Source organism: Verrucomicrobiia bacterium, assembly GCA_023953615.1.
In the GTDB taxonomy this organism is placed as follows: Bacteria; Verrucomicrobiota; Verrucomicrobiia; order Limisphaerales; family JADLHS01; genus JADLHS01.
On record JAMLJH010000001.1, the window covers coordinates 1,583,862 to 1,605,109 of the forward strand.

General features: G+C 54.7%; 16 protein-coding genes. 4 read left to right on the top strand and 12 right to left on the bottom strand.

Features of this window, described 5'->3' with window-relative positions; translation table 11 throughout:
• Positions 1–233 precede the first annotated feature (233 nt).
• From M9920_06675 to zwf, 7 genes are all read right to left on the bottom strand, one after another.
• A complete protein-coding gene (locus tag M9920_06675; protein ID MCO5051969.1) occupies positions 234–1,211 on the bottom strand; it encodes an MlaD family protein in 978 nt (325 codons plus the stop codon).
• Positions 1,208–1,975, bottom strand: a complete 768-nt coding sequence (locus M9920_06680) for an ABC transporter ATP-binding protein (GenBank protein ID MCO5051970.1) — start codon at positions 1,973–1,975, stop codon at positions 1,208–1,210. Before M9920_06680 ends, M9920_06675 begins: the two co-directional genes overlap by 4 nt.
• The gene (locus M9920_06685; protein ID MCO5051971.1) at positions 1,972–2,733 is read right to left on the bottom strand and encodes an ABC transporter permease; all 762 of its coding nucleotides are present in this window, start codon (positions 2,731–2,733) and stop codon (positions 1,972–1,974) included. Before M9920_06685 ends, M9920_06680 begins: the two co-directional genes overlap by 4 nt.
• Positions 2,714–4,474, bottom strand: a complete 1,761-nt coding sequence (locus tag M9920_06690) for a hypothetical protein (GenBank protein ID MCO5051972.1) — start codon at positions 4,472–4,474, stop codon at positions 2,714–2,716. Before M9920_06690 ends, M9920_06685 begins: the two co-directional genes overlap by 20 nt.
• A gap of 46 nt (positions 4,475–4,520) precedes the next feature.
• A complete protein-coding gene (locus M9920_06695; protein ID MCO5051973.1) occupies positions 4,521–7,358 on the bottom strand; it encodes an MMPL family transporter in 2,838 nt (945 codons plus the stop codon).
• 18 nt (positions 7,359–7,376) lie between these two features.
• Entirely contained in the window at positions 7,377–7,721 is a 345-nt protein-coding gene (locus M9920_06700; GenBank protein MCO5051974.1) for a YbjQ family protein, read from the bottom strand.
• A 104-nt stretch (positions 7,722–7,825) separates the two neighbouring features.
• Positions 7,826–9,382: a glucose-6-phosphate dehydrogenase gene (zwf, locus tag M9920_06705; protein ID MCO5051975.1), complete on the bottom strand. Its 1,557-nt coding sequence runs from the start codon at positions 9,380–9,382 to the stop codon at positions 7,826–7,828.
• Positions 9,383–9,518: 136 nt separating this feature from the next.
• On the opposite strand from zwf, the gene M9920_06710 reads away from it, so the two are divergent.
• Complete coding sequence (locus M9920_06710; GenBank protein ID MCO5051976.1) at positions 9,519–10,280, top strand: hypothetical protein; 762 nt, start codon at positions 9,519–9,521, stop codon at positions 10,278–10,280.
• Between the two features lie 213 nt (positions 10,281–10,493).
• On the opposite strand, the gene rny is transcribed toward M9920_06710, so the two are convergent.
• Both rny and M9920_06720 read right to left on the bottom strand, forming a co-directional pair.
• Positions 10,494–12,023 (bottom strand): ribonuclease Y, encoded by a 1,530-nt coding sequence (rny, locus tag M9920_06715; GenBank protein ID MCO5051977.1) that lies wholly within the window; start codon positions 12,021–12,023, stop codon positions 10,494–10,496.
• Positions 12,024–12,040: 17 nt separating this feature from the next.
• Positions 12,041–12,613, bottom strand: coding sequence for a 5-formyltetrahydrofolate cyclo-ligase (locus M9920_06720; GenBank protein MCO5051978.1), 573 nt, complete (start codon positions 12,611–12,613; stop codon positions 12,041–12,043).
• A 91-nt stretch (positions 12,614–12,704) separates the two neighbouring features.
• Here M9920_06720 and M9920_06725 point away from each other — a divergent pair, with 91 nt between their 5' ends.
• Positions 12,705–13,211, top strand: coding sequence for a helix-turn-helix domain-containing protein (locus M9920_06725; protein ID MCO5051979.1), 507 nt, complete (start codon positions 12,705–12,707; stop codon positions 13,209–13,211).
• 3 nt (positions 13,212–13,214) lie between these two features.
• Here M9920_06725 and pgsA read toward each other — a convergent pair whose 3' ends face one another.
• Together pgsA and rimO are read right to left on the bottom strand one after the other, a co-directional pair.
• Positions 13,215–13,853, bottom strand: a complete 639-nt coding sequence (gene pgsA / locus M9920_06730; GenBank protein ID MCO5051980.1) for a CDP-diacylglycerol--glycerol-3-phosphate 3-phosphatidyltransferase — start codon at positions 13,851–13,853, stop codon at positions 13,215–13,217.
• A complete protein-coding gene (rimO, locus tag M9920_06735) occupies positions 13,850–15,466 on the bottom strand; it encodes a 30S ribosomal protein S12 methylthiotransferase RimO (GenBank protein ID MCO5051981.1) in 1,617 nt (538 codons plus the stop codon). The genes pgsA and rimO overlap by 4 nt, the downstream gene beginning before the upstream one ends.
• 462 nt (positions 15,467–15,928) lie before the next feature.
• Between rimO and M9920_06740 the strand changes: the two genes are divergently transcribed.
• Together M9920_06740 and M9920_06745 are read left to right on the top strand one after the other, a co-directional pair.
• Positions 15,929–17,836 carry a tRNA uridine-5-carboxymethylaminomethyl(34) synthesis enzyme MnmG gene (locus tag M9920_06740; GenBank protein MCO5051982.1) on the top strand — a complete coding sequence of 636 codons (1,908 nt, stop codon included), beginning with the start codon at positions 15,929–15,931 and terminating at the stop codon, positions 17,834–17,836.
• A 27-nt stretch (positions 17,837–17,863) separates the two neighbouring features.
• Positions 17,864–20,011, top strand: coding sequence for a DEAD/DEAH box helicase family protein (locus M9920_06745; GenBank protein ID MCO5051983.1), 2,148 nt, complete (start codon positions 17,864–17,866; stop codon positions 20,009–20,011).
• 7 nt (positions 20,012–20,018) lie between these two features.
• On the opposite strand, the gene metF is transcribed toward M9920_06745, so the two are convergent.
• Positions 20,019–20,903 (bottom strand): methylenetetrahydrofolate reductase [NAD(P)H], encoded by an 885-nt coding sequence (gene metF, locus M9920_06750; protein MCO5051984.1) that lies wholly within the window; start codon positions 20,901–20,903, stop codon positions 20,019–20,021.
• Between the last annotated feature and the right edge of the window lie 345 nt (positions 20,904–21,248).

Genomic DNA, 21,248 nt, shown 5'->3' on the forward strand with positions numbered 1-21,248 from the left:
CCACTTCTTTGACGGGGGCCGCTTCCTTTTTGGTTTCCGTTGGCGCGGCGGCACTATTGGTTTCCGCCGCGGTTACCAAGGAGGCGCTCAGGAACAAGGCGAGCGCGCCGCAGAACACATTTTTCATAGCGGCGGGAGAATTTCACGAATGTTCCGCAAAGTCACGCGCAGAATTAGGTTCAATTGAGTGCGTCATGCCCGCCCGGCGGCAGGTGGTGCTGGGACCGAGCGTGTTAAAACAAGTTGCCCGCCAGGATGCCCAGGACGCTCAGCGGTCCCTGGTCTTCCAAGCCTTCCGTCATCTTGTCCACTTTCTGCAACGTGAGCTTGGCGTTGCGATAAAATTCCTGGTCGTTGACCAGTTTGCCGATCGTGCCCTGGCCCTGGTTTATTTTTTGCAGAATTTCCTTCAGGTTCACCATGGACGCAGTGGTTTCGTTGTAGAGCGCTTCGTCTTTGACCAGTTTGCCAATCGTGCCCTGACCGGCGTTCACGTCCTGGATGATCTTGTTGGCATCGCCCAACGCGGACTTAATTTCGTCGCCGGTGGATTGCAGGTTGGAAACCGTGTTGAGCGCGGTGGTGTAAAGGGTTTCATCGAAGATCAACTTGCCAACGGTGCCGTGGCCGGAAGCGATTTGCGCGGAGGTTTCGCTCAGGTTGGAAATGGCTTTGGTCATGGGTTCGCGATTGTCCTGAATGAAGCCGATGAGCGGTCCGAACAAGCTGTCAATTTTATCGCCGGTGAAGCTCTTGGTCAGATTCTCCACGCCGGAAGCCACGTTATCGAGTTTTTGCATGATGGCGCTCAAGTCCGGTTGCTCGACCGTGGTGAGTTGCGTGCCGTCAGTGGCCAGCGGCGCGTTTTCCGAACCGAATTGCAGTGCCACATAATTCTGTCCCATCAAACCGGCAAATTGGATGCGCGCGATCGTGTCCGTTTTCACCGGAACATTGGGGTGCAATCGCATGATGACGCGCACCTTGTTTTGCTGCGGGTCCAGGGTGATTTTTTCAACCTTGCCAACCTCGACGCCGGCCATTTTGACGCGCTCGCCCAATTTGAGTTCCTGGACGGATTTGAACAGCGCCTCCACGCGGATGCCGCCGCTGAATTTTTCAAAGCCGCCGAGAATGAACATGATGATGAAGGCCGCCACGACAATGAGCGCGACGAACAGGCCGAGGCGGGTTTCCAAAGAATTTTTCATAGGTTGGTTCGTTCAAGTTTGAAGTCTGCGTTGAGAAAATTGCGAACAATCGGTTGCGAACTGGCTTTGATTTCGTCGGGGACCCCGAGCGCCACAATGCGACCATCGTTGATGATGGCGATCCGGTGACCGATCCCAAACGCGAGGTCACGATCATGCGTGACCACGATCGAGGTTACGCCCGTGCGTTGGTTGAGCTTCAAAATTTCCTCGCCGACGACGACCGATGACACCGGGTCCAGTTCGCTGGTGGGTTCGTCGTACAGAATGAGTTGTGGCTCGATGATCAGCGCCCGCGCAATGGCCACGCGCTTTTTCATGCCGCCGGACAGCTCACTGGGCATTTTGTCTTCTGTTCCCCTCAAACCGACCACGGCCAGCTTCTCGGCCACAATCCGGGCGATTTCCGCCGGCGACCGGAGCCGATGTTCCTGGAGATAGAGGCCCACGTTTTCTCCGACGGTCAGGGAGTTCAACAACGCGCCGGATTGAAACACCATGGCCATGCGGTATTGATCCGCCACCTCGGGAGTTTGAATGGATTCGCCATTGATCAGGATCTCGCCAGCATCAGGCCGTTCCAAGCCGATCAGGTGCCGCAGTAAAACGCTTTTGCCGCTGCCGCTGGGGCCCATGATGACGAAAATTTCACCGGCCAGCACGTCCAGGTCAATTTTCTTGAGCACCTCCTGCGTGCCGAAACTGCGGCACAAGCCGCGCACCTGCACGGCGACTCCCGGTTGAATAGATGCGGTTGCGCTCATTTCAGAATGCCGAAGCTGCTCAAAACCACGAAGAATCGAGTTAAGGCAAAGTCCGAGATCACAATCAACACGATGGCATTGACGACCGCTTTGGTGACCGAGCGGCCAATGCCCCGCGGCCCACCGCGCGTGATCAGGCCTTGATGACAAGCCACGATGCCAACGATCCATGCGAAGCAAAAGCCTTTGAAAATGCCGTGGGCAATGTCTTCCAACTCCACCATGGCTTTGAGGTTTTCAAAAAAGGATTGAATGGGGATGTCAATTTCCGCCGTCAGGCGGGCGACGACCGCGCCCCCCAGCCAGGCCACCAGAATCGAGAACGTCACCAACATGGGCAGAGCCACCGTGATCGCGACGAGTCGCGGCAGCACCAAATAATGCACGGGATTGATGTTCATGGTGCGCAACGCGTCAATTTCCTGATAGACCCGCATCGAGCCAATTTCCGCCGCCATGGCGGAGCCGATGCGACCGGCGATTAAAATCGCCATCATGATGGGTGCGAGTTCGCGCGCGACGGAGAAACCCACGATGCCGCCGACATAATTGCCCAGTCCGCGTTCGACCATGGTGGGACCGGTTTGCAGGGTGAGGACGCCGCCAATGAAAAAGGAAAGCACCGTGACCATGAGCAAACTGGCATTGCCAATTTCGAAAAACTGGTCAAAGACCTTTGCGCGCTGCCGCCAGGTCAAAGGCAACGCGCGGATCGTCTGCCAGAAAAGCAGCACTATTTCACCGATGTTCTGAAACATACGCGGATACGGTCGAGGATGCGTTTCGAGGTAGATAAAAGAATCGCCACCGCCGGTTCGCCCCGGTGGATTCATACTGAAAAAGACCGAAAAGGAGCGAGACTTTTTTGGTCGGCGGCTCAAATGGCGTCACCGGTGGCAGCGCCAACTCGGCGGGCGCGGGGTCCGCGGCGGCCAGGGTCGAGAAAGCCGAAAGGAAATTTCCCGCCGACATCGGTGCCGGTGGGGGTGCGGGGTCCTCAGCAACCGGTGCCGGCACCACCTCGCGACGATAAAGATTCCACAGGAACGATTGCGAACTCGCGCCGGTCACGGGGTTTTCCTCAGAGCGCCATAGACTCCATAGCGGCGAATAATTTCGTTCGATGCTTTTGCTGGCGGGCAGGATCGGCTCGAGCGGCGCGAGCCATTGCCGTCGCGTGCGCCCCTGCCAATCCTGTTGTTGCGTGAAGAAGGGCCAGAGATCGGTGCGGGTGCGGGTCTGACCCGTCTCCCGGTTTTGTTCTTCCGTGTGCGAAAACAAAAAGAAGAAGGAGCGTGTCCGCTGGCGGTCCAGCGCCGCTTCAAAAGTGCGCTTATACGTGTAAGCCGGCCAGAGATAGAAATTACTTTCCAGGGTTTTGGTGTGCGCCTGGCTGAACAACGGCCAGACGCGCCGCGTGGTTTTCCCTTCGCCCCAGGCGAAGACGATGAGCGGCCAGGGGCAATCCACTTCGCGATATCCGCGCTCGCGATCATCGGTCAGAGCCAACCCGAATGGCGTCAGGTAGCCGGTGGAATCGCGCAGCGGTGAACGCAAGCGATGGTAGAACGGAAAACAAAGTAACTCCGTCGCCGGATTCGCGCCGCCAATGTCGCGGTGCTGAAATTCATAAAAGGGCCAGAGGATGAATTGTTTGTCGTGACCGGGAATTTGTTCCACCTCATTCCAGTCGTTGGTGAGGAACGAAATGTCCTTGTGCTCGGTGCCGAACAACGGCCAGAACTGCCAGCCGAACAACGCGTCGCCATATCGCAGATGGAAGAACGGAGCGAGGAAATTGAACGTCGTAATATCGCCTTGCCGCGCTTGAAACCATTGGAACGGGGGATTGGGGAACAAGCGCGAACTTGATACGGCGAGCGAGCGGCGTTTGACGGTTTTGACGTAAAGCGGCCAGAGCGCGAAATCCATTTCACTGCGAAACAAGCGGCCCTTCAGATGGCCGTAGAACGGAAACAGCGCGGTGTAGTTTTGATTGGTGTCCGGCGAGCGTTGTTGGAAATAGAGTGGAAAGATCGTGAACCGGTGCCGCGGTTCGTCGGTCTGAGTCTGGCCGCCGGAGAAGTTGAACAACTGCAATACTTGCCAGCGGTATTCTTCGCCGTAGCGGTCGTAGGTCAGGAGGGGATACCCGAAATCATATTCGGTGGCGTGCCCGTCAACCCAGTCGGTGTAGGAAAAAAACGGCGGCGCCGCCCAGGTGTGGGCAAGTTCGCCGTGGTGCTCGTAATACAGCGGACCGACGGCTTCGGTGCGAAAACCGGATTCCAACGTCAACGCCGAGCGATCGAAAGCAAAGCCCGCGTGCAGGAGATTTTCCTGCCCGATCCCCGTGCCGACGAAACCGAAGATCAGCGCCATCAATCCGGCTTTGCACCCGCCGAGGCAGCGGTGCCGGGCGCTGGAAATTCCCAACCGGCCCGCGCCGGTTTCATCAGAATTAAATTGAGCGTGGCGTTGACTTCGAGGCGCGCTCATTTAGTCTTTTTCCTGCGCTGGCAAGGTCGGCGTAGAGTTGATTCTTTCATCTCGGTTCCTCTCGACCCAGTGGTGATTGTGCATTGTCGCCACTGGGTTGATTCTTGTCCGTGGTTCGTCGGAGTAACAGGGTTAATACGGCGGGCAGAAAGGTCAATGCCACAATCATGCAAGCCGCCACACCGATGGCCATGACCAGGCCCAGACTGGCGATGCCGCGATGTTGGGCGACCATCAAACTGCCGAAACCGGCAATCGTGGTCAGTCCCGATACCAGGACCGCCTTGCCAGTGCTCTTGCCAAGAATGCTGGGCGTGTGCTCCTCGGCAAAGCGATTCAGGATGTGGATGCCGTTCGTCACGCCAATTCCCAACACCAATGGCAGCAGCATGATGTTGGCGGGATTCAACGAAAGGTGGAAACCGCCCATCACTCCGGCCAACCAAAGACTGCCGATCGCCACCGGCAGCAACGCCAGAATCACCGAACCGATACTGCGGAAATGAATCAGGATGAGCAGCGCGATGGCGCCCAGCGAATAAAGCGCGGCGTGTTCGTAACTCTCCTTCAACAAAGTGATGTATTCCAGCAATTGCACCGGGGTGCCCGTAACGTCCGGGTCGAGCGTGCGCAGGTCTTCGACAAATTGCTTTTGATTGTCGTGCTGCCAGACATCTTTCTGAGGATAGACCTGCAGCAGAAATTTCCGGCCGTTGACGCTGACGAAACGGTCGCGAATGGTTTCCGGCAAATCGGCAATGCGCAGGCGGCCACGGTTATCCTGCTGCTTCAGGGCGTCGAAGGTGTCGCGCAGATCGTCAAACAGAGCGCGCTGATAATTTCCGAGCTTGAGGGCGGCCTGGGTCTGGTCTTCGGATGAACCGCGCAGCATCTCGACCCGCAGTCTTTCAATCGCCCGACCGAGTGAGGTCAACTGCTGACTGGTTTCCGAGTGGGGATCGTTGATTTGTTGGACCGCCAATTTTGCGAACCCGCCCAAGGCGAACAGGCTGCGACTCAGATCCGCCAGTTGCGCCGGATTCGGATCGGTCGCCTGAAAATTGAGCGACTGCACTGCGGCTTTGATTTCGCCGATGAGCTGAAGTTTTCGCGTGGCTTCATCAGCCAACAGCGGAGCAATGGATTCCACGCGTGCCACGGAGCCCAGTTGCTCCACGCGATGTTGCAAGGCCACCGCGTTGGTAAGGGAATCGGTGACCATGACCGCGAACAACACCGAACGTCCCGACTCGTTGGTGTTGGTTGTCGAGCCCGTGGGCTTGGAAGTCGCGTGCAGCAATTTTTCCTGAAATTCCACCGCGGGCAAACCCGCGCTCTGCATGTGAAGCAGGTTGTAATCAAAAAAGACTTTCGGCACCTGAGTCAAACCAGCCACGGAAAGACAACCGATCACGACGATCGTGCCCAGGGGCCGCTGCAACCAAAACCGTTCCAGATGTGCGCGCCGCTCCGGTTGATTGGCATGAGCGTGATCAATCACATTCTGCCGCCCCCGCAACAACCACACCGGCAACAGCGTGGTCATCGGAATCAAACACACCAACAGACCGCCGCCGCAGATGATGCCCATTTCCTGAATGCCGCGAAAATCCGTGAATGCCATGGCCAGAAACGCGCCCGCCGTGGTGAAAGCGCCGGTGAAAATGCCTTGTCCGGTAAAGACCAACGCCAACGTGATCGCCGCTTCCGGTGATTTGCCGTGCCGCAGTTCCTCCTCGTATCGCGTAACCAGATGCACGCCAAAATCAATCGCCAGGCCAATAAGAATGGGCACGAACGTGATGGTGAGAATGTTCAAGTGGCCAATGACCAGCGTAGTGAAACCCAGGGTGTAACCGATGCCCACGATCAAACACGCGGTGGCTTTCAGTGGCCGCCCGGTTTGGTGATAGCCGTAAATAAAAATCAACGCGCAGACAATGAGCGAGATGATGCTGGCCACCGTGGTGTCTTGTTGTGATTGCCGCAACTCATCCAGTTCGAGCACCGATTCACCCGTGAGACCGACGTTGACTCCGGGGACTTCCAGTTTGGTTTCAGCGATCAACTCGCGCAGACGCTGAATGGCTTCGTGGTTCAAATCCTCCGTCAGTGGTTGGGCCGTCAGCAGGTAAATCTGTCCGTCCGCATAGGTGAGATAGATGCTCTGTTCCGCCTCCGGGCTGGCGTCGAACAACGCAAACACGCCCGGAGAAGGCGGTACGCCGCCGCGCTGTAATGAGGCGGTGGCTTGCGCGATGATTCGTTCCAGCGCCGGCAGCGCCTTGACCAAGGCATCGTTCTCCGCACTGGCTTCCGGCTTGGCGTTGGCAAACCGCCGATTGATCAGGTTGATAAGCGAAACCAGATTGGAGGTCTGCGTGAACGGCTGAATGAGCGGACGGTATTCCTCGATGGTTTCCTGTAGCCCCACCAACTTGTCCTCGGCAACGAACAGCAGCGCCTTGTTGCCGAGCAGTTTCAGATCGCCCTTGTAGAAAATCCGCGTGTACAGGTTGGTGGCGCGGGTTTCCAGCGCGCCGGGACTGATCGGAAGGGCGATGGTGGCCGCTTCAACCTTGGCGCCCAGGCGTTCGACGAATTGCCGGTTTTTTTCGGGATTATCGCTTTCGACGATCACCGCCAGATCGTCCCGCACGGCGAAGTCTTTTTTGTATTGGAGAAAATTGTGATGGTAGCGTTTGTTCGCGCCAACCAACGTGCTGCGGTTGGTGTCAAACTGCAGATGCGTGGCGGTGTAAAAGATGCAGGCGACGAACAATCCCAACTGGGGAATGACAAACCAGCGGGGCCGCTGAATCACCCGCCGTGCCCACCCCGTCAAAAACCGGGCGAACAACGTCTCGGGAGCGGAAGGATTCATGCCAACGCGGCGCAATGGTTACATGGGGACGCCCGCTTCCACCACCACCGCCGTTCCATAGCAAATGACCTCGGTAATGCCCGATCCGATTTCGGTGGCGTCATAACGCACCCCGATCACGGCGTTGGCGCCCAACGCCCCGGCGTGCGCCAACATGATGTTGAACGCCTCTTCACGCGTCCGCTCGCACAAGTCGGTGTAAATCGTGATGTTGCCGCCAAACAACGTCTGGATGCTCGCGCCGAAATTACCGATCACCGAGCGCGAACGCACCACGACCCCGCGCACGACGCCCAGCGATTTCGCCGTGCGAAAGCCGGGCAGGTCGAAGGCCGTCGTCGTCAATGGATGGGTTTGGTTCATAGCCATCCTGATTCAACACGAGTTGCGCTCGCAGCGAAAGAATCTTTTATAATTCCGAACGGCTGAACAGCTTGCCGGTTCGCGCGCCGAACGTCCGGGCGTGACTATTTGATGGGTTGTGGATCACGCCAGACGTGACCGGCCTGCGCCAGCAGTTCTTCCGCGGCAATTGGTCCCCAGGTGCCGGCGGCGTAAAACTCGCGGTTCGACAGTGGTTTGCCATCCCAGGTCTGCCGGATGGAATCCACAATTTGCCAGGCGGCTTCCACTTCGTCGCGGCGAATAAACAGCGTTGCATCGCCAACGATGGCTTCCAAGAGCAGCCGTTCGTAGGCTTCCGGCGTGTACGCGCCGAATTCCGAATCGTAGCTGAAGTGCATCCGCACGGGGCGCGCGCCGACGCGAGGTCCAGGAATTTTCCCGTTGAACCGCAGCGTGATGCCTTCGTTTGGTTGCAGCCGCAGCGTCAGCGAGTTTGGATCGAGCATCCCGTTACTGGCGGCGGAAAACAGCACGTTGGGCGTGGGACGAAATTGCACCCGCACTTCGCTCGCTCCCAGCGGCAGGCATTTGCCGGTGCGCAGATAAAATGGCACGCCGCTCCAGCGCCAATTATCAATGAACAATTTGGCGGCCACGTAGGTTTCCACGTTGGAATCCGGTTTGACTTTGGCTTCCTGCCGATAGCCCACCTGGGGTTTTCCTTCGATCACTCCCGCAAAGTATTGTCCGCGCACCACCTGGCGCGCGACGCTTTCCGGCGTGAACGGGCGAATGGATTTGAGCAGCTTGACCTTCTCGTCGCGAATGGCCTCGGCTTCCAGCGAAACGGGGGGCTCCATGGCCACGAGCGATAATACCTGGAGCATGTGGTTTTGCAGCATGTCGCGCATGGCTCCCGCTTCCTCGTAGTAACCGCCGCGCGTGCCGACGGCGTGTTGCTCACTGACGGTAATTTGGACGTGATCAACGGAATCACGACTCCAGAGGCGTTCAAAAATGGAGTTGGAAAAGCGGAACATCAAAATGTTTTGCACCGTTTCCTTACCAAGATAGTGATCAATGCGAAAAACCTGCGCCTCGTGCGCGTAACGGGTCAATTCATTGTTCAATGCGTGGGCTGAAGCCAGGTCGTGGCCGAAGGGTTTTTCCACGACAATACGTTGCCAGCCGCCGGGACCGGGGGGTTTGAGCATGCCGGTCTGATGCAGATTTTCCACCGCTTCACCGAATTGGCTGGGCGAAATGGCGAGGTAAAAGAGGAGATTATTCCGCAACTCGGCGGGATTGAAGGAAGCCAGTTGCCGTTCGAGCTTCCGATAGGCTTCCCGATCCGTCAAATCACCCCGGCAATAGAAAATATGTTCGGCGAACGCCGCCCAAACCTCATCATCCACCGGTTTCGTGCGGGAAAATACGTCGAGCGCTTCCCTCAATTCAGCTCGGAAGGAGGCATCGGTCTTGTCCCGGCGCGCAAAACCGACGATCCGGAAGGCCGCTGACAGTTGGTGTTCTTTAAACAGATGGTAAAACGCGGGGACAAGCTTGCGGGCGGTCAAGTCACCGCTCGCCCCAAAAATCACGATGGAACACGGGTCCACCACTTTGCGTTGACTGTCCAGACGGTTGGCGGCGGGATTCTCCAATTCGACACTATTCACAGCCTCCAAGCATGAGAGATGCGCGATTCAAAGACAATTCCAGAGGTGCATAACTTTAATAAACCGGCAATTGACAGTTTCGCTCTTACTTGTTTAATCTTCTCAAGATAGTCGAAACAAACGGATTTATATGCTGATGCGGATTAGTCTGATCGTGGCCATCATCGCCGGACTGGCGGCGGGTGGCTTGGGTTTCGTTAAGGTCAAAGAAAAAATTGACGGCGTGGTGGCCGAGCGTAACGACTGGAACCACCGGTTCGTCCAGACCGATGCCGAATTGACGGAAACCAAGGGCACGCTGGCCAAAACGGAAAAGGAACTGGGCACCACCAAGGATGCGTTAGTCAAGTCAGAACAGGAACGCACCGCCGCCGTGGCCGAAGTTGATGTCCTGACCAAGAAATCCAGTGAGTTGACCGAAAAGCTGGCGCAGACCATCCGTGAGCGCGACGATGCCAGCGCGAAGCTCGCCTCCTACGAAGCCACCGGTTTTACGCCACCGCAAGTGCTGGCGTTGGGCAAACAATTGCAGGAAGCCCGCCTGGAATACGAAGTTTCGTTGACGGAGAAGAGAATTATCCAGAGCGAGTTGGATAAGACCCAGGAAAGGCTGGCCAAGCTGATTGATCCTGATCATGTAGTGCGCATGAAAGCCGATATGCGCGGCAAGGTGCTGGTGGCCGATCCGAAGTGGGAATTTGTCGTACTCGATGTCGGTGAGGCTGAAGGTGCCAAACTAGATGGTGAATTGTTGGTCAGTCGGGGCGGCCGCCTGGTCGCCAAGGTGATCATTCGGGAAGTGCAGAAAGATCGGGCGATTGCGAACCTGTTGCCGGGGTGGAAATTGGCGGATGTTGCGGAAGGCGATCAGGTGATTCCCGCCAACCCAGAGTCGTGAAGGTTCGGAAAATTTCTTACTGCGGCGCGAGCATCCTGCTTTTGCTCGCCTTGATGCTGCCCCTTACGGGTTGCAGAACAGTTGATCCAGACAACTCGTCCGTTCGACCATGGAATGCGCCGCAGGGATGGGAAAACGGATTGCCCAGCGGAATGATGGAAGGACGTTGAAGCGGTTTATCGGCTTGGCGCTGCGCCATTCAGGGTGGCAAAATCATTTGGCAACTTCAATGCACCGGACTTCCCGGATGACGGTGACCCGAATCTGTCCCGGATATTGCAGTTCGGCTTCAATTTTTCCAGCAATGCGCCGCGCCAGACTGAAAGCTTGTTCGTCACTGATATTCTGCGGCTGCACGAACACCCGCAACTCTCGTCCCGCCTGTAGCGCAAAACATTTTTCAACGCCGGAAAAGCCGAGACCGATCTGCTCCAGTTCTTCGATCCGCTTGAGGTAAGTGGTCAGACTTTCTGATCGCGCTCCCGGGCGGGAAGCGCTGATTGCATCCGCCGCACTGACCAACAGTCCCCACGGACCAATCGGAGCAATGTCGTTATGGTGCGAAGCGACGCAGTTCACAATGACGGGACTTTCACCATAGCGTTGGATCAGATCAGCGCCCACGATGGCATGCGGTCCTTCGACTTCATGCGTCAACGCCTTGCCAATATCGTGCAGCAACCCCGCGCGGCGAGCGGTCGGCGCGTCCAGACCCAACTCCGCCGCCATCAGGCCGGCCAACTGCGCAACCTCGACGGAATGATCAAGTTGATTTTGCGCGTAGCTTTGCCGGAAGAAAAGTTTGCCAAGGTACTTGGTCAGTTCGGGGTTCAGCAAAGTGACCCCGGCCCGCGCCGCCGCTTCTTCGCCCTTGCGGATAATGGTATCCTCCATCTCCGACTTGACCTCTTGCACGACTTCCTCAATGCGGGTGGGATGAATGCGTCCGTCTTGGATCAATCGCGCCATCGCCTCACGCGCGATTTCACGGCGCACCGGATCAAACGCGGACAACGTCACCGCTCCCGCCTCGTCATCAATCAACACGGTGACGCCAGTGGCGTTTTCAAAAGCGCGAATGTTTCGACCTTCACGCCCGATGATGCGGCCCTTAATGTCTGAGCTTTGCAGGATGATGGTGGCCGAGGAACATTCAATGGCCTGATTCCCCGCATAGCGTTGGACGGCCGTGATGATGATTTTCCGCGCCTTTTCCTCGGCGTGAGCCTTGGCGTCTTCCAAAATGTGCCGGGAAATATTGGCCGCATCGGCCAGGGATTCTTGCTCCACCTCCTTGAGAAATTGAGCCCGGGCGGCTTCACCGCTGACGCCGGAAAGTTTTTCCAATTGCTGGCGCCGCTGTTCCGTAAGCTGCCGCAGCCCGGCCTGGCTCTGCTCCAACTGAGCTTGCTTCTGGTCCAAGAGCTCCCGCTGTTGTTTGGCCTGCTCCTCGGATTGAAGCACTCGATTCAACTGGGTGTTGAGCAGAGATTCGCGTTCGGCCAGATATTTCTCGCGCTGATCCAGTTCCTGGCGCCGCGTAACGGCGTCCTGATTGGTTTGCGTCTGGATTTGAACGATTTCCTGTCGCGCCGTCGCGCGCTCCTTTTCCAATGCGGCCACCGCTTCACGCTGGTGTTGGGCCAGCCGTTGACGATTCCTGGAGATAAGAATCATCGCGCTCAAAGCCGCGCCCGCGGCGCCGCCGGCCAGTACTGCCAATATATTCCAGACCAAGCTCATTTCAGAACCGACGCGGCTCAGGTCTTAATCCAGCGCGTCGGCGTTAAGATGCAATCCAATCCAACGTCGTGAGGTCCAACTGGGACGGCGGGAACAATCTGCTCATCGAAGGCCACGCCGCATTTTATGCCTCGCGCGCGTGCCAACAGCCGATCGTAAAAACCTTTGCCACGACCCAGCCGGTGGCCTTGCGCGTCAAAAGCTACTCCAGGCACCAAGAGCAAGTCCAGATGGTTCAGCGGAATTTCTGGACAATGGACGGCACATTCCCGAATGCCGAATTTTCCAATGACCAAATCGGACGCGGGATCAACAACGCGCCGCGCCAGATAACCCTGCAGCTGGGAAGCGTAACCCGGCAAGGCGCAGACCTTTTTTTCAGCAAGCGCCAAATCCAATAACGGCCAGATATTCGGCTCGTCGGGTAACGGAGCAAAAAACAACACGGCTTGCGCGCGTTGCCACACGTCAGCTCGCTTGAGCGGATCGCACCATGCGTCCGGCCATTGGCTGGAGGCCGACGGTCCGAACTGCCGGGTGCGCATCTGTTCCCGTAGGGTCGCTTTTGCTTGTAGTAGATCGTTCCTCATGCTCGCGCGGTGCGGCGGATATTATTTTCAAGGTCGGCCCGGGTCTTTCCTGCATTGCCAAGTTGCGGCAAAAACCGCTAGAAATATCGTGATGTCAACGGTTGCTGAACAATTACGCACCGCGCGCGAAGCTCGGAATCTTTCGATCAACGAGGTGGCGGAAATAACCAAAATCCGCACCGATCATATTCGCGCGCTCGAAGAAGGCAACTTTGATGTCTTCGTCGCGCCGGTTTATATCCGCGGTTTTACCCGGACTTACGCGACTCTATTGAAACTGGAGGTGCCGGCGGTGATCAAGGCGCTGGAGGTGGAGTTGAGTCGCACCGAAAAATTCGCCGAGCCGCCGTCGTTATCGGATACTGATAAAAGCGTCGTCAATTTCCTCACGCTCCAACTCTCGAAATTGAATCTGCACCGGCGCGAACTGTTGGTGGGCGTGGGAATTGTCGTTGCTGTGATGGTGGTCATCTTTGTGTTGCGCCAACAACGCAAGCCGGCAACGCAACCGGTGGTGCCGCCGGCGCGCGTGCAAACAGCGCCGCAGAATTCCGGACAAACCTTGCCGCTGCCCGATCGCGCTCCCGCGCGACGCTGAGGCTCACATATCGTTCAAGTAAAGCTGCCGGTTCCGCCAGAGATAAAGGATGCCTGAGGTTGCCGTCAGCAGCACGGTCAACCAGAGCACGGCCAACGCAAAGAACGGAGTCCACGGACTGAATAAGTTGTGCAACCAGGGCCACCATTCACCGTAGGCATCCATCACCAGCAGGGCGATAATCGCGGCGATTTGCGAAATCGTTTTGTGTTTGCCATAACCCTCAGCCGCCAGCACGACATTCTTGGATGCCGCCAATAATCGTAATCCGGTAATCCCCAATTCCCGCGCGACAATGATGATGACCATCCAAGCCTCAACCTTGGCGTAAATGGGATGATTACCGATGGTGAATACGGCGGGCAGATCGCCATGCACCAGGCTGTAAGCATGTCGCTCGGCCAACGCGATGAACGCGGAGCAGGTTAAAATTTTATCGGCCAACGGGTCCATCAGCACCCCGAAGTTGGTGATTAAGTTGCGGGCGCGGGCAATGCGGCCATCAAGAAAATCGGTGAGGCTGGCAATGCAAAAGAAAATCAGTGCCAAGGTGTCGTTCAATGCCGAACGCGAAAGCATCGCCCACAAAAACGCGCCCGTGAGCACGAACCGCGAGATGGTTAATTTATTCGGCAGGTTCATGCGGGTTGCGCGATGAGATCGTAATCGGTGTGGCCGACGATTTTTACTGAAGCGAATTCGCCAATTGGGAGTTCACCGCGAATATAAACGCGTCCGTCAATGTCCGGAGCGTCCGCTTCTCCGCGCGCCACCAGGAATTCGCCCGTTGATAATTTTACGCCGCTGGTATCGTGCTCACGAATCAAGCCGTGCTCCCATGAGCTGACGTTGGCTGTCGCCAGTTGTTTTGCGCTGGCTTTGCTTTCAATCAACACCTTGAGGGTGCGGCCGACAAATGCTTCTGAAACTTCTCGGGCAATTTTGTGTTGTGCCGCCATGGCGAGTTTGCGGCGCTGTTGTTTGAGCCGGGTTGGAATCTGCCCCGCCATCGCCCCGGCGCGCGTTCCAGTTTGTTGGGAATACGCAAAGACGCCCAGCCGCTCAAATTTGGTTTCAGTGATAAACTGCACCAGTTCATCAAAGTAAGCTTTGGTTTCACCGGGAAAGCCAACGATAAAAGTTGTGCGCAACGCGATGCCGGGAATGCCCGCACGGATGCGTTGGAGCAGATCCATGATAAACTGTTTGGAAGTTTCACGCCGCATACGTTCCAGCATGTTGTCGTGAATGTGCTGTAGTGGAATATCCACGTAACGAGCCACTTTGGGACATTCACGAATGGTCTGGATCAACTCGTCGGTCCAGTGCGCGGGATGGGTGTAAAGCAAGCGAATCCAGAAATCACCAGGCAGGGCGTTGAGTTCGCGAAGCAATGTGCAAATTGTGGTGGCGTTCGCAGGAAGTGTTTTTGCCACGGAACTGAATTTTTCCGGCGATGAGATGGCGCGACTATGGTTTGGACGCAGATCCAGACCGTAGTAGGTCGAGTCTTGCGAAATCAAATTCAGCTCTTTTACGCCGCTGGCCAAAAGCGCCCGGGCTTCCGCCACAATATCACTTTGTGAACGACTGCGATGCGAACCACGCATCCGTGGAATCAAACAAAAGCTGCAGGGATGGTTGCAGCCCTCGGCGATTTTCACATAAGCAAAGTGCCGGGGCGTCAAACGGAAGCGGGGGGTCGCGTAATCCGGAATGTAGGTTGGGCGGGCCGTGACCTCCAAGATGGGCGCGGCCGCCGACGTGAAGTATTGTTTGGTTTTATTCAGTCCGACGACCGTTTTCGTATGGCCAAATTGGTCAGTGCCGCGGATGGCAGGTTCATCGCCATGTCGAGCCTGCTCCGACTGATTTTCAAATTTCGCCAGTTGCGCAGTAATCTTGGATTTTCGAACCCGGCTCGCTGGGCGCAATCCATTGATCTTTTCTTTCCGATGTTGATGCGCCTGCCGGACGATTTGTGTAACTTGGGTGACTTGGTCAATACCCATGAACACGTCAACTTCCGGGAATAGTTCGGGCAATTCATTGCGGAACCGCTGTGAAAGACACCCGGACACGATCAGTCCTTGCTGGCGATTGCCGGCTTCGCGCACCTCGGCGGATTCGAGAATGGCATCCACACTCTCCTCCTGCGCAGAATCAATGAAGGAACAAGTATTGACGATCACCACGTCGGCCTGTACCGGATCGTTAGTGACTTCAACGCCATCTTTGAGGAGTGCGCCAAGCATAATCTCGGCATCCACCAGATTTTTTGCGCAACCGAGTGAAATCAGTCCGACTTTGAGTGGGTTGGCAGGTTTTATCGTCTCCGTCACTTTAGGAAGCGTATGTCAAAAAATTCTGAGTGGCAATCTTGGCGACGATCACGCGTTTAGCGTATTGTCGGAATGTCGAGTAATCGCCAAAACACCATTTTGATACTTGATGGGCTTAAGATGAAGGTATCGGTAATTGGTTGATGTGTGTAACAATTTGAAGTTGGCAAAGCCAATCAAGATCAGTGAACTCATCAAGCGCAACGTATTAGTACTTTTTATGATTAAATTCAGAAGTTGGCTTGAACAATGGGATCAAGACAAATACTAAAGCATGATTTTTGTTAATATGTGAACGTGAATAGCTTAAGGAACGTAATTTAAAATCACAACCATCTTTCACAATTTAAGAGCAGTCATCCTCATAATACTTTCATGTTCGATTACCAAAAAGCGTATGATGTAATTGTCGTCGGTGCTGGACACGCTGGAATTGAAGCTTCGCTTGCGGCTTCGAGGATCGGGGCACAGGTATTATTGCTTACATCGAATGTTGATACGATCGGCCAAATGTCTTGCAATCCATCTATTGGCGGATCAGCAAAAAGCCATTTAGTCCGTGAAATAGATGCTCTCGGCGGCGAAATGGGAAGGACTACTGATCTCACCGGAATTCAGTTTAGAACCTTAAATAAAAGTAAAGGGCCGGCAATTTGGGCAACTCGAGCACAATGTGATAAAAAGGCTTATCAATTGAGGATGAAATGGATCTGTGAGAGACAACCAAATCTCGACTTAAAACAGGAACAGGTAACGTCCATAGAGATTAAAGACGGAAAGGTTGTAGGTATCACGACTGCGAACCAGACAAGATATCGCGGTAGGACGATTATCATTACTACGGGTACATTTTTGCATGGCTTGATCCATATTGGGAAAAGCCAGCATAGCGGAGGGCGCTCAGGAGAATTGGCGTCTGTAGGAATATCTGAATCATTACGCGGAATAGGTCTCAAGCTAAAGCGCCTGAAAACTGGCACACCACCAAGAATTCTCCGTCGGTTTATTGATTTCGGCGTCACTGAAGAGCAACTAGGAGATACTCCGATTCCGTTATTTAGTTTTTGGCCTTATGAATTGTTCCATGTGGAACAAGGCGCGCATAATTCAAAAGAGGCTAGAACTAATAGTGAGTTTCCAATAGGCTCAATTCTTCAAAGAAATGGCTGTCAATTAAGCTGCCATCTGACGCAAACAACAAGCAAAACCAAGGAGATTCTTAAAAAGAATCTACACTTGTCTCCGATGTATTGCGGGCAAATTGAAGGGGTAGGTCCTAGGTATTGCCCATCTATTGAAGATAAAATTGTTAAATTTTCGGATAAGGAAACGCACCACATATTTCTTGAACCGGAAGGGATAGAGACGGATGAGTTTTACCTAAACGGGCTTTCTACTTCGCTACCATACGAAGTTCAGATCCAGCTAGTCAGATCAGTCATTGGTCTTGAAAATGCAGAAATACTACGTCCGGCTTACGCAGTAGAATACGACTTCACTCCGCCCGACCAGATTTTTCCATCGTTAGAAAGTAAAGTTTGCGAGAATCTCTTTCTAGCTGGCCAAATTAACGGCACTTCCGGATATGAGGAAGCCGCAGCCCAAGGATTGATAGCCGGTGTAAATGCAGCAAGACGGTGTGCAAACAAATCGTCAATCATCTTTAAGCGAAATGAGGCCTATATCGGGGTCATGATTGATGACTTGATTAACGTAGAGGTCAAGGAGCCGTATCGCGTTTTTACTTCGAGGGCTGAATATCGCCTGTTACTCAGACAAGATAATGCCGACCTTCGACTGTGCGACACGGGGTACGAAATTGGTTTACTGCCCCGAAAAAATTATGAAATGTTTCTGCGAAAACGTGAACTAATTAGCGACGAACTTCACCGGCTGCGAACAAATCGCTCGGGATCACTAACGCTGGCTCAGTTGCTTCGACGACCGGAGATCACGTATCACAGTTTACCAGATCGTAACGACTCATTGCCAAAAGAAGCCATAGACGCGGTCGAAGTCGAAATTAAGTACGAAGGTTATATCGAAAGGCAAAATCTAGAGGTACAAAAACTTAGAAACGTCGAAAGCAAGCAAATTCCAGGCGGATTTAATTATGAATCTGTTCTAGGCTTAAGCAATGAGGCTCGACAAAACCTGCAGAAAGTGCGCCCACTATCGGTTGGTCAAGCCGCACGCGTTCCTGGAGTGACATCCACTGACCTCGGCCTGATAGCCATCTGGCTCAAACGCGGTGAAGCGACGGCTAAAGTAAATTGTGATTGATGCCTATACAGCAAACCAAATGAAGTAATGATTTCTACCCTTGATGATCCTCAATCAAGTAATGAGCTTGTTTCGCTGACTAAGCAGATATTTTCCGAGACGGGCGTGCTAGCCAAGGCCAGCAATTTTGAATATCGCCCCGAGCAACAGCAGATGGCGATAGCGGTCGCCAAGGCTTTGAATGCTTGCGAGCATCTAGCAGTGGAAGCCGGAACTGGTGTCGGTAAATCGCTGGCCTACCTCATTCCCGCAATACTTTTTGCCGTCGGCCATAAGAAAAAAGCCATTATCTCCACCCACACAATCAATTTGCAGGAGCAGCTTATTGACAAGGACTTGCCAATGATCGCGGCAGTACTTGATTTACTGCCGAACCCGGTTCATTTCACTTACACCATGCTCAAAGGCCGTGCAAATTACCTTTGTACGCGCCGACTTCAAAAAGCGATCCAGCAAAGTAAAAATCTGTTCACCTCATCGGAAGCTCAAGAATTGCAGCGCATCTATGAGTGGTCGAAGGAAACGGACGACGGCAGTTTATCGGACTTCAAGATCGAGCCGGATCCAAAAGTGTGGGCTCAAGTTTGTTCGGAGCGCGGCCTTTGTTCGCCAAAAATTTGCGGTTACCAATCCGATTTTGCCAAGGACCACGAGCTGTGTTTTTTTCAAAAGGCTCGCAGTCGCATTCTATCCTCCGACGTTTTGATTCTAAACCACACGCTTTTTTTCACGCTGCTTGGTGGTATTGATGAGGAAAACGATGAAGGTATTTTGTTTAAGAACGACTTTGTGATCTTTGACGAGGCGCACACGATCGGGCACGTCGCCTCGAAGCATATTGGATTGAGCGTTTCAAGCGGGCAAATCCGTTGGTCACTTAATCGTTTGTGGAATCCCAAAACAGGAAAAGGCCTGCTGGCCACCTTGCGACAAGGTAAAGCCGTCGAACTCGTGGATGAGACACTCAACGCCGCAGACCGTTTCTTTGAGCATGTCGAGGCCGCCTGTGAAAAGCTGCACCAAAGCCCTCGACGAGGCCCGACCACGAAATCCGGAGCATCGCGCGGATGGACTGAGCTGCGGATCCGGAAAACAGAATTGGTGGATGACAACCTGACGTTGCCAATCCAGCGCTTGCGTGAGTCCGTCAGCGACCTCGTCAAAATGAGCGAGGACAAGGAAATCGGGCAAGAGCTGATCGAGTGCAACCGTCGCCTCGGTGAAATTAAATTGGAACTCTCAGAGTTTCTGAATCACCACGCCGACGATCAGGTTTATTGGGTCGAGCGCTCGGGGAAAGCGCAGCGAAATCTCTGTCTCAATGCTGCTCCCATTGACATCGCTCCGTACCTGCGCCGCCGACTATTCGAGAGCAACACGAGCGTTATTCTGACCAGCGCGACCTTGGCCACAACCAACAAAACCAATTCCGAATCGAAGCGCACCGGAAACTCGGCTCGTCACGGTGGCGCAACTCATTCTCAACCAGATAGTTGCCGCGCTGATTTGAGTTATTTCACCCGGCGTGTTGGCGCGGAATCCGCCGTTCAGATGCAGCTAGGTGCGCCGTTTGATTATCAGCGGCAAATCAAACTGTTTGTTGTACGAAAAATTCCCGATCCCCGTGAAGCCGGATTTTCAGAAGCGTTGGAACATTGGATCAAACACTTCATCCGCCAGACGCACGGCAAGGCGTTTGTCTTGTTCACCAATTTTAAGCTGATGCAAACCCTGGGCGAGCGCATGCAATCCTTCTTCGATGAATTGGGGATCGCGCTTTTCGTGCAGGGGACCGGCATGCCGCGCTCGACCATGTTGGAAAAATTCAAGGACGACGTGGATTCCGTCTTGTTCGGCACGGACAGTTTCTGGCAAGGCGTGGACGTGCCCGGCGTGGCGTTGAGTAATGTCATCATTACGCGACTTCCGTTTGCCGTGCCCGACCATCCCTTGATTGAAGCGCGCATTGAAGCGATTGAAGCGCGCGGCGGTAATTCGTTCAGTGAATTTTCCCTGCCGGAAGCGATCCTGAAATTTCGCCAGGGTTTCGGACGTTTGATCCGAACCAAAACCGACACGGGGATTGTCGTCGTCCTCGATAACCGGGTCCTTGGCAAAAAATACGGTCAAGCCTTTCTGGATGCCTTGCCGGAGTGCCCGATGGAAATCGTATAATCAGAGGTCAAGCCAATCCCAGATTCCGCATCACCTGCAACGTGGCTGCGGCTTTATTCAACGTGTAAAAGTGCAATCCAGGAACTCCTGCCCGCAGCAATTCCTCACACTGTTTGGTGCAATACTCAATGCCGAATTCTGCGGCAGCGGCGTCACTATCGCCCAACGCATCCAGTCTGGTTGCCAGCGCGGCGGGAATCTTCGCGCCACAAGTCTGCGCAAACCGGCGAATCCCCGAAGCGCTCACAATCGAGATCATTCCCGGAATCAATGGCACGGTGACGCCAAGCCGCGTCAAATGATCGCGAAACTCAAAATAATCATGGTTATCGAAGAACAACTGGGTGATCACAAAATCCGCGCCGGCATCAACCTTCGCTTTTAGATGCTTCCAGTCCGTGTGTTTACCGGCCTTGCAAGCCACATGCCCTTCCGGAAAACCCGCGCAGCCGATGCTGAAGCCACCCTGCGAGCGGATGAAGGTGATCAACTCGGAAGAAAACTCGAAGCCGCCCGGTGTGGCCTTGAACTCACCGCCGCCCGGAGGATCACCGCGTAACGCCAGAATATTTTTACAGTCGGCGTTACGAATTTTCTGGAGCAACTCCTCCAGTTGTTCGCGGGTATGATTCACGCACGTCAGATGCGCCAGCGTGGTCAATTGATGTTCACGTTGCAGGCGGGCCACGATTTGCAACGTCTTATCGCGCGTGCTGCCACCCGCACCGTAGGTCACGGAACAAAAATCCGGTTTTAGCGCGGCCAACGCCGGAACGTGCTTCTCAAATAACGCAACATCGCCCTCGACCGTTTTTGGCGGAAAAAATTCCAGCGAAATCACTGGTTTGCCAACTTGGCGTTTGGCGTCGTAAATGTCGCGAATCAACTGCATGGCCGCGCACTATGCCTGAAGCACCACCGAAAACCAAGTCCGGGGAAATGCCGAGCCGTCCAGCCAGAGCGCGCAAGCTTTGTTTGGGGAACGCGCCCGCCCCGGGCGCAGTTTTCCGCGCCCTCGCGGAAAACCACGAACGGGCAAGCCGGGTTCAAGCGTTCCGGTTTGGTTCGCGCGTACCCACCAGCAGCAAGGCGATGATGTAGTAAAAGCCCGGAGCCATAATTTAATCCGACCGCGAATGGAAACGCCTGAACTTCATTACCGACAGCCTAAGCCGACGGCAAGCCGCAGTTGTCATGGTTTTGCAAAATCCGTTCTCCAGCGATTCCTTTGCCGAAC

What these genes read in the sequence shown, in the direction of transcription:
- M9920_06675 (MCO5051969.1), bottom strand. Translation starts at nt 1,211, where the DNA reads ATGAAAAATTCTTTGGAAACCCGCCTCGGCCTGTTCGTCGCGCTCATT.
- M9920_06680 (MCO5051970.1), bottom strand. Translation starts at nt 1,975, where the DNA reads ATGAGCGCAACCGCATCTATTCAACCGGGAGTCGCCGTGCAGGTGCGC.
- M9920_06685 (MCO5051971.1), bottom strand. Translation starts at nt 2,733, where the DNA reads ATGTTTCAGAACATCGGTGAAATAGTGCTGCTTTTCTGGCAGACGATC.
- M9920_06690 (MCO5051972.1), bottom strand. Translation starts at nt 4,474, where the DNA reads ATGAGCGCGCCTCGAAGTCAACGCCACGCTCAATTTAATTCTGATGAA.
- M9920_06695 (MCO5051973.1), bottom strand. Translation starts at nt 7,358, where the DNA reads ATGAATCCTTCCGCTCCCGAGACGTTGTTCGCCCGGTTTTTGACGGGG.
- M9920_06700 (MCO5051974.1), bottom strand. Translation starts at nt 7,721, where the DNA reads ATGAACCAAACCCATCCATTGACGACGACGGCCTTCGACCTGCCCGGC.
- M9920_06710 (MCO5051976.1), top strand. Translation starts at nt 9,519, where the DNA reads ATGCGGATTAGTCTGATCGTGGCCATCATCGCCGGACTGGCGGCGGGT.
- rny (MCO5051977.1), bottom strand. Translation starts at nt 12,023, where the DNA reads ATGAGCTTGGTCTGGAATATATTGGCAGTACTGGCCGGCGGCGCCGCG.
- M9920_06720 (MCO5051978.1), bottom strand. Translation starts at nt 12,613, where the DNA reads ATGAGGAACGATCTACTACAAGCAAAAGCGACCCTACGGGAACAGATG.
- M9920_06725 (MCO5051979.1), top strand. Translation starts at nt 12,705, where the DNA reads ATGTCAACGGTTGCTGAACAATTACGCACCGCGCGCGAAGCTCGGAAT.
- pgsA (MCO5051980.1), bottom strand. Translation starts at nt 13,853, where the DNA reads ATGAACCTGCCGAATAAATTAACCATCTCGCGGTTCGTGCTCACGGGC.
- rimO (MCO5051981.1), bottom strand. Translation starts at nt 15,466, where the DNA reads ATGCTTGGCGCACTCCTCAAAGATGGCGTTGAAGTCACTAACGATCCG.
- M9920_06740 (MCO5051982.1), top strand. Translation starts at nt 15,929, where the DNA reads ATGTTCGATTACCAAAAAGCGTATGATGTAATTGTCGTCGGTGCTGGA.
- M9920_06745 (MCO5051983.1), top strand. Translation starts at nt 17,864, where the DNA reads ATGATTTCTACCCTTGATGATCCTCAATCAAGTAATGAGCTTGTTTCG.
- metF (MCO5051984.1), bottom strand. Translation starts at nt 20,903, where the DNA reads ATGCAGTTGATTCGCGACATTTACGACGCCAAACGCCAAGTTGGCAAA.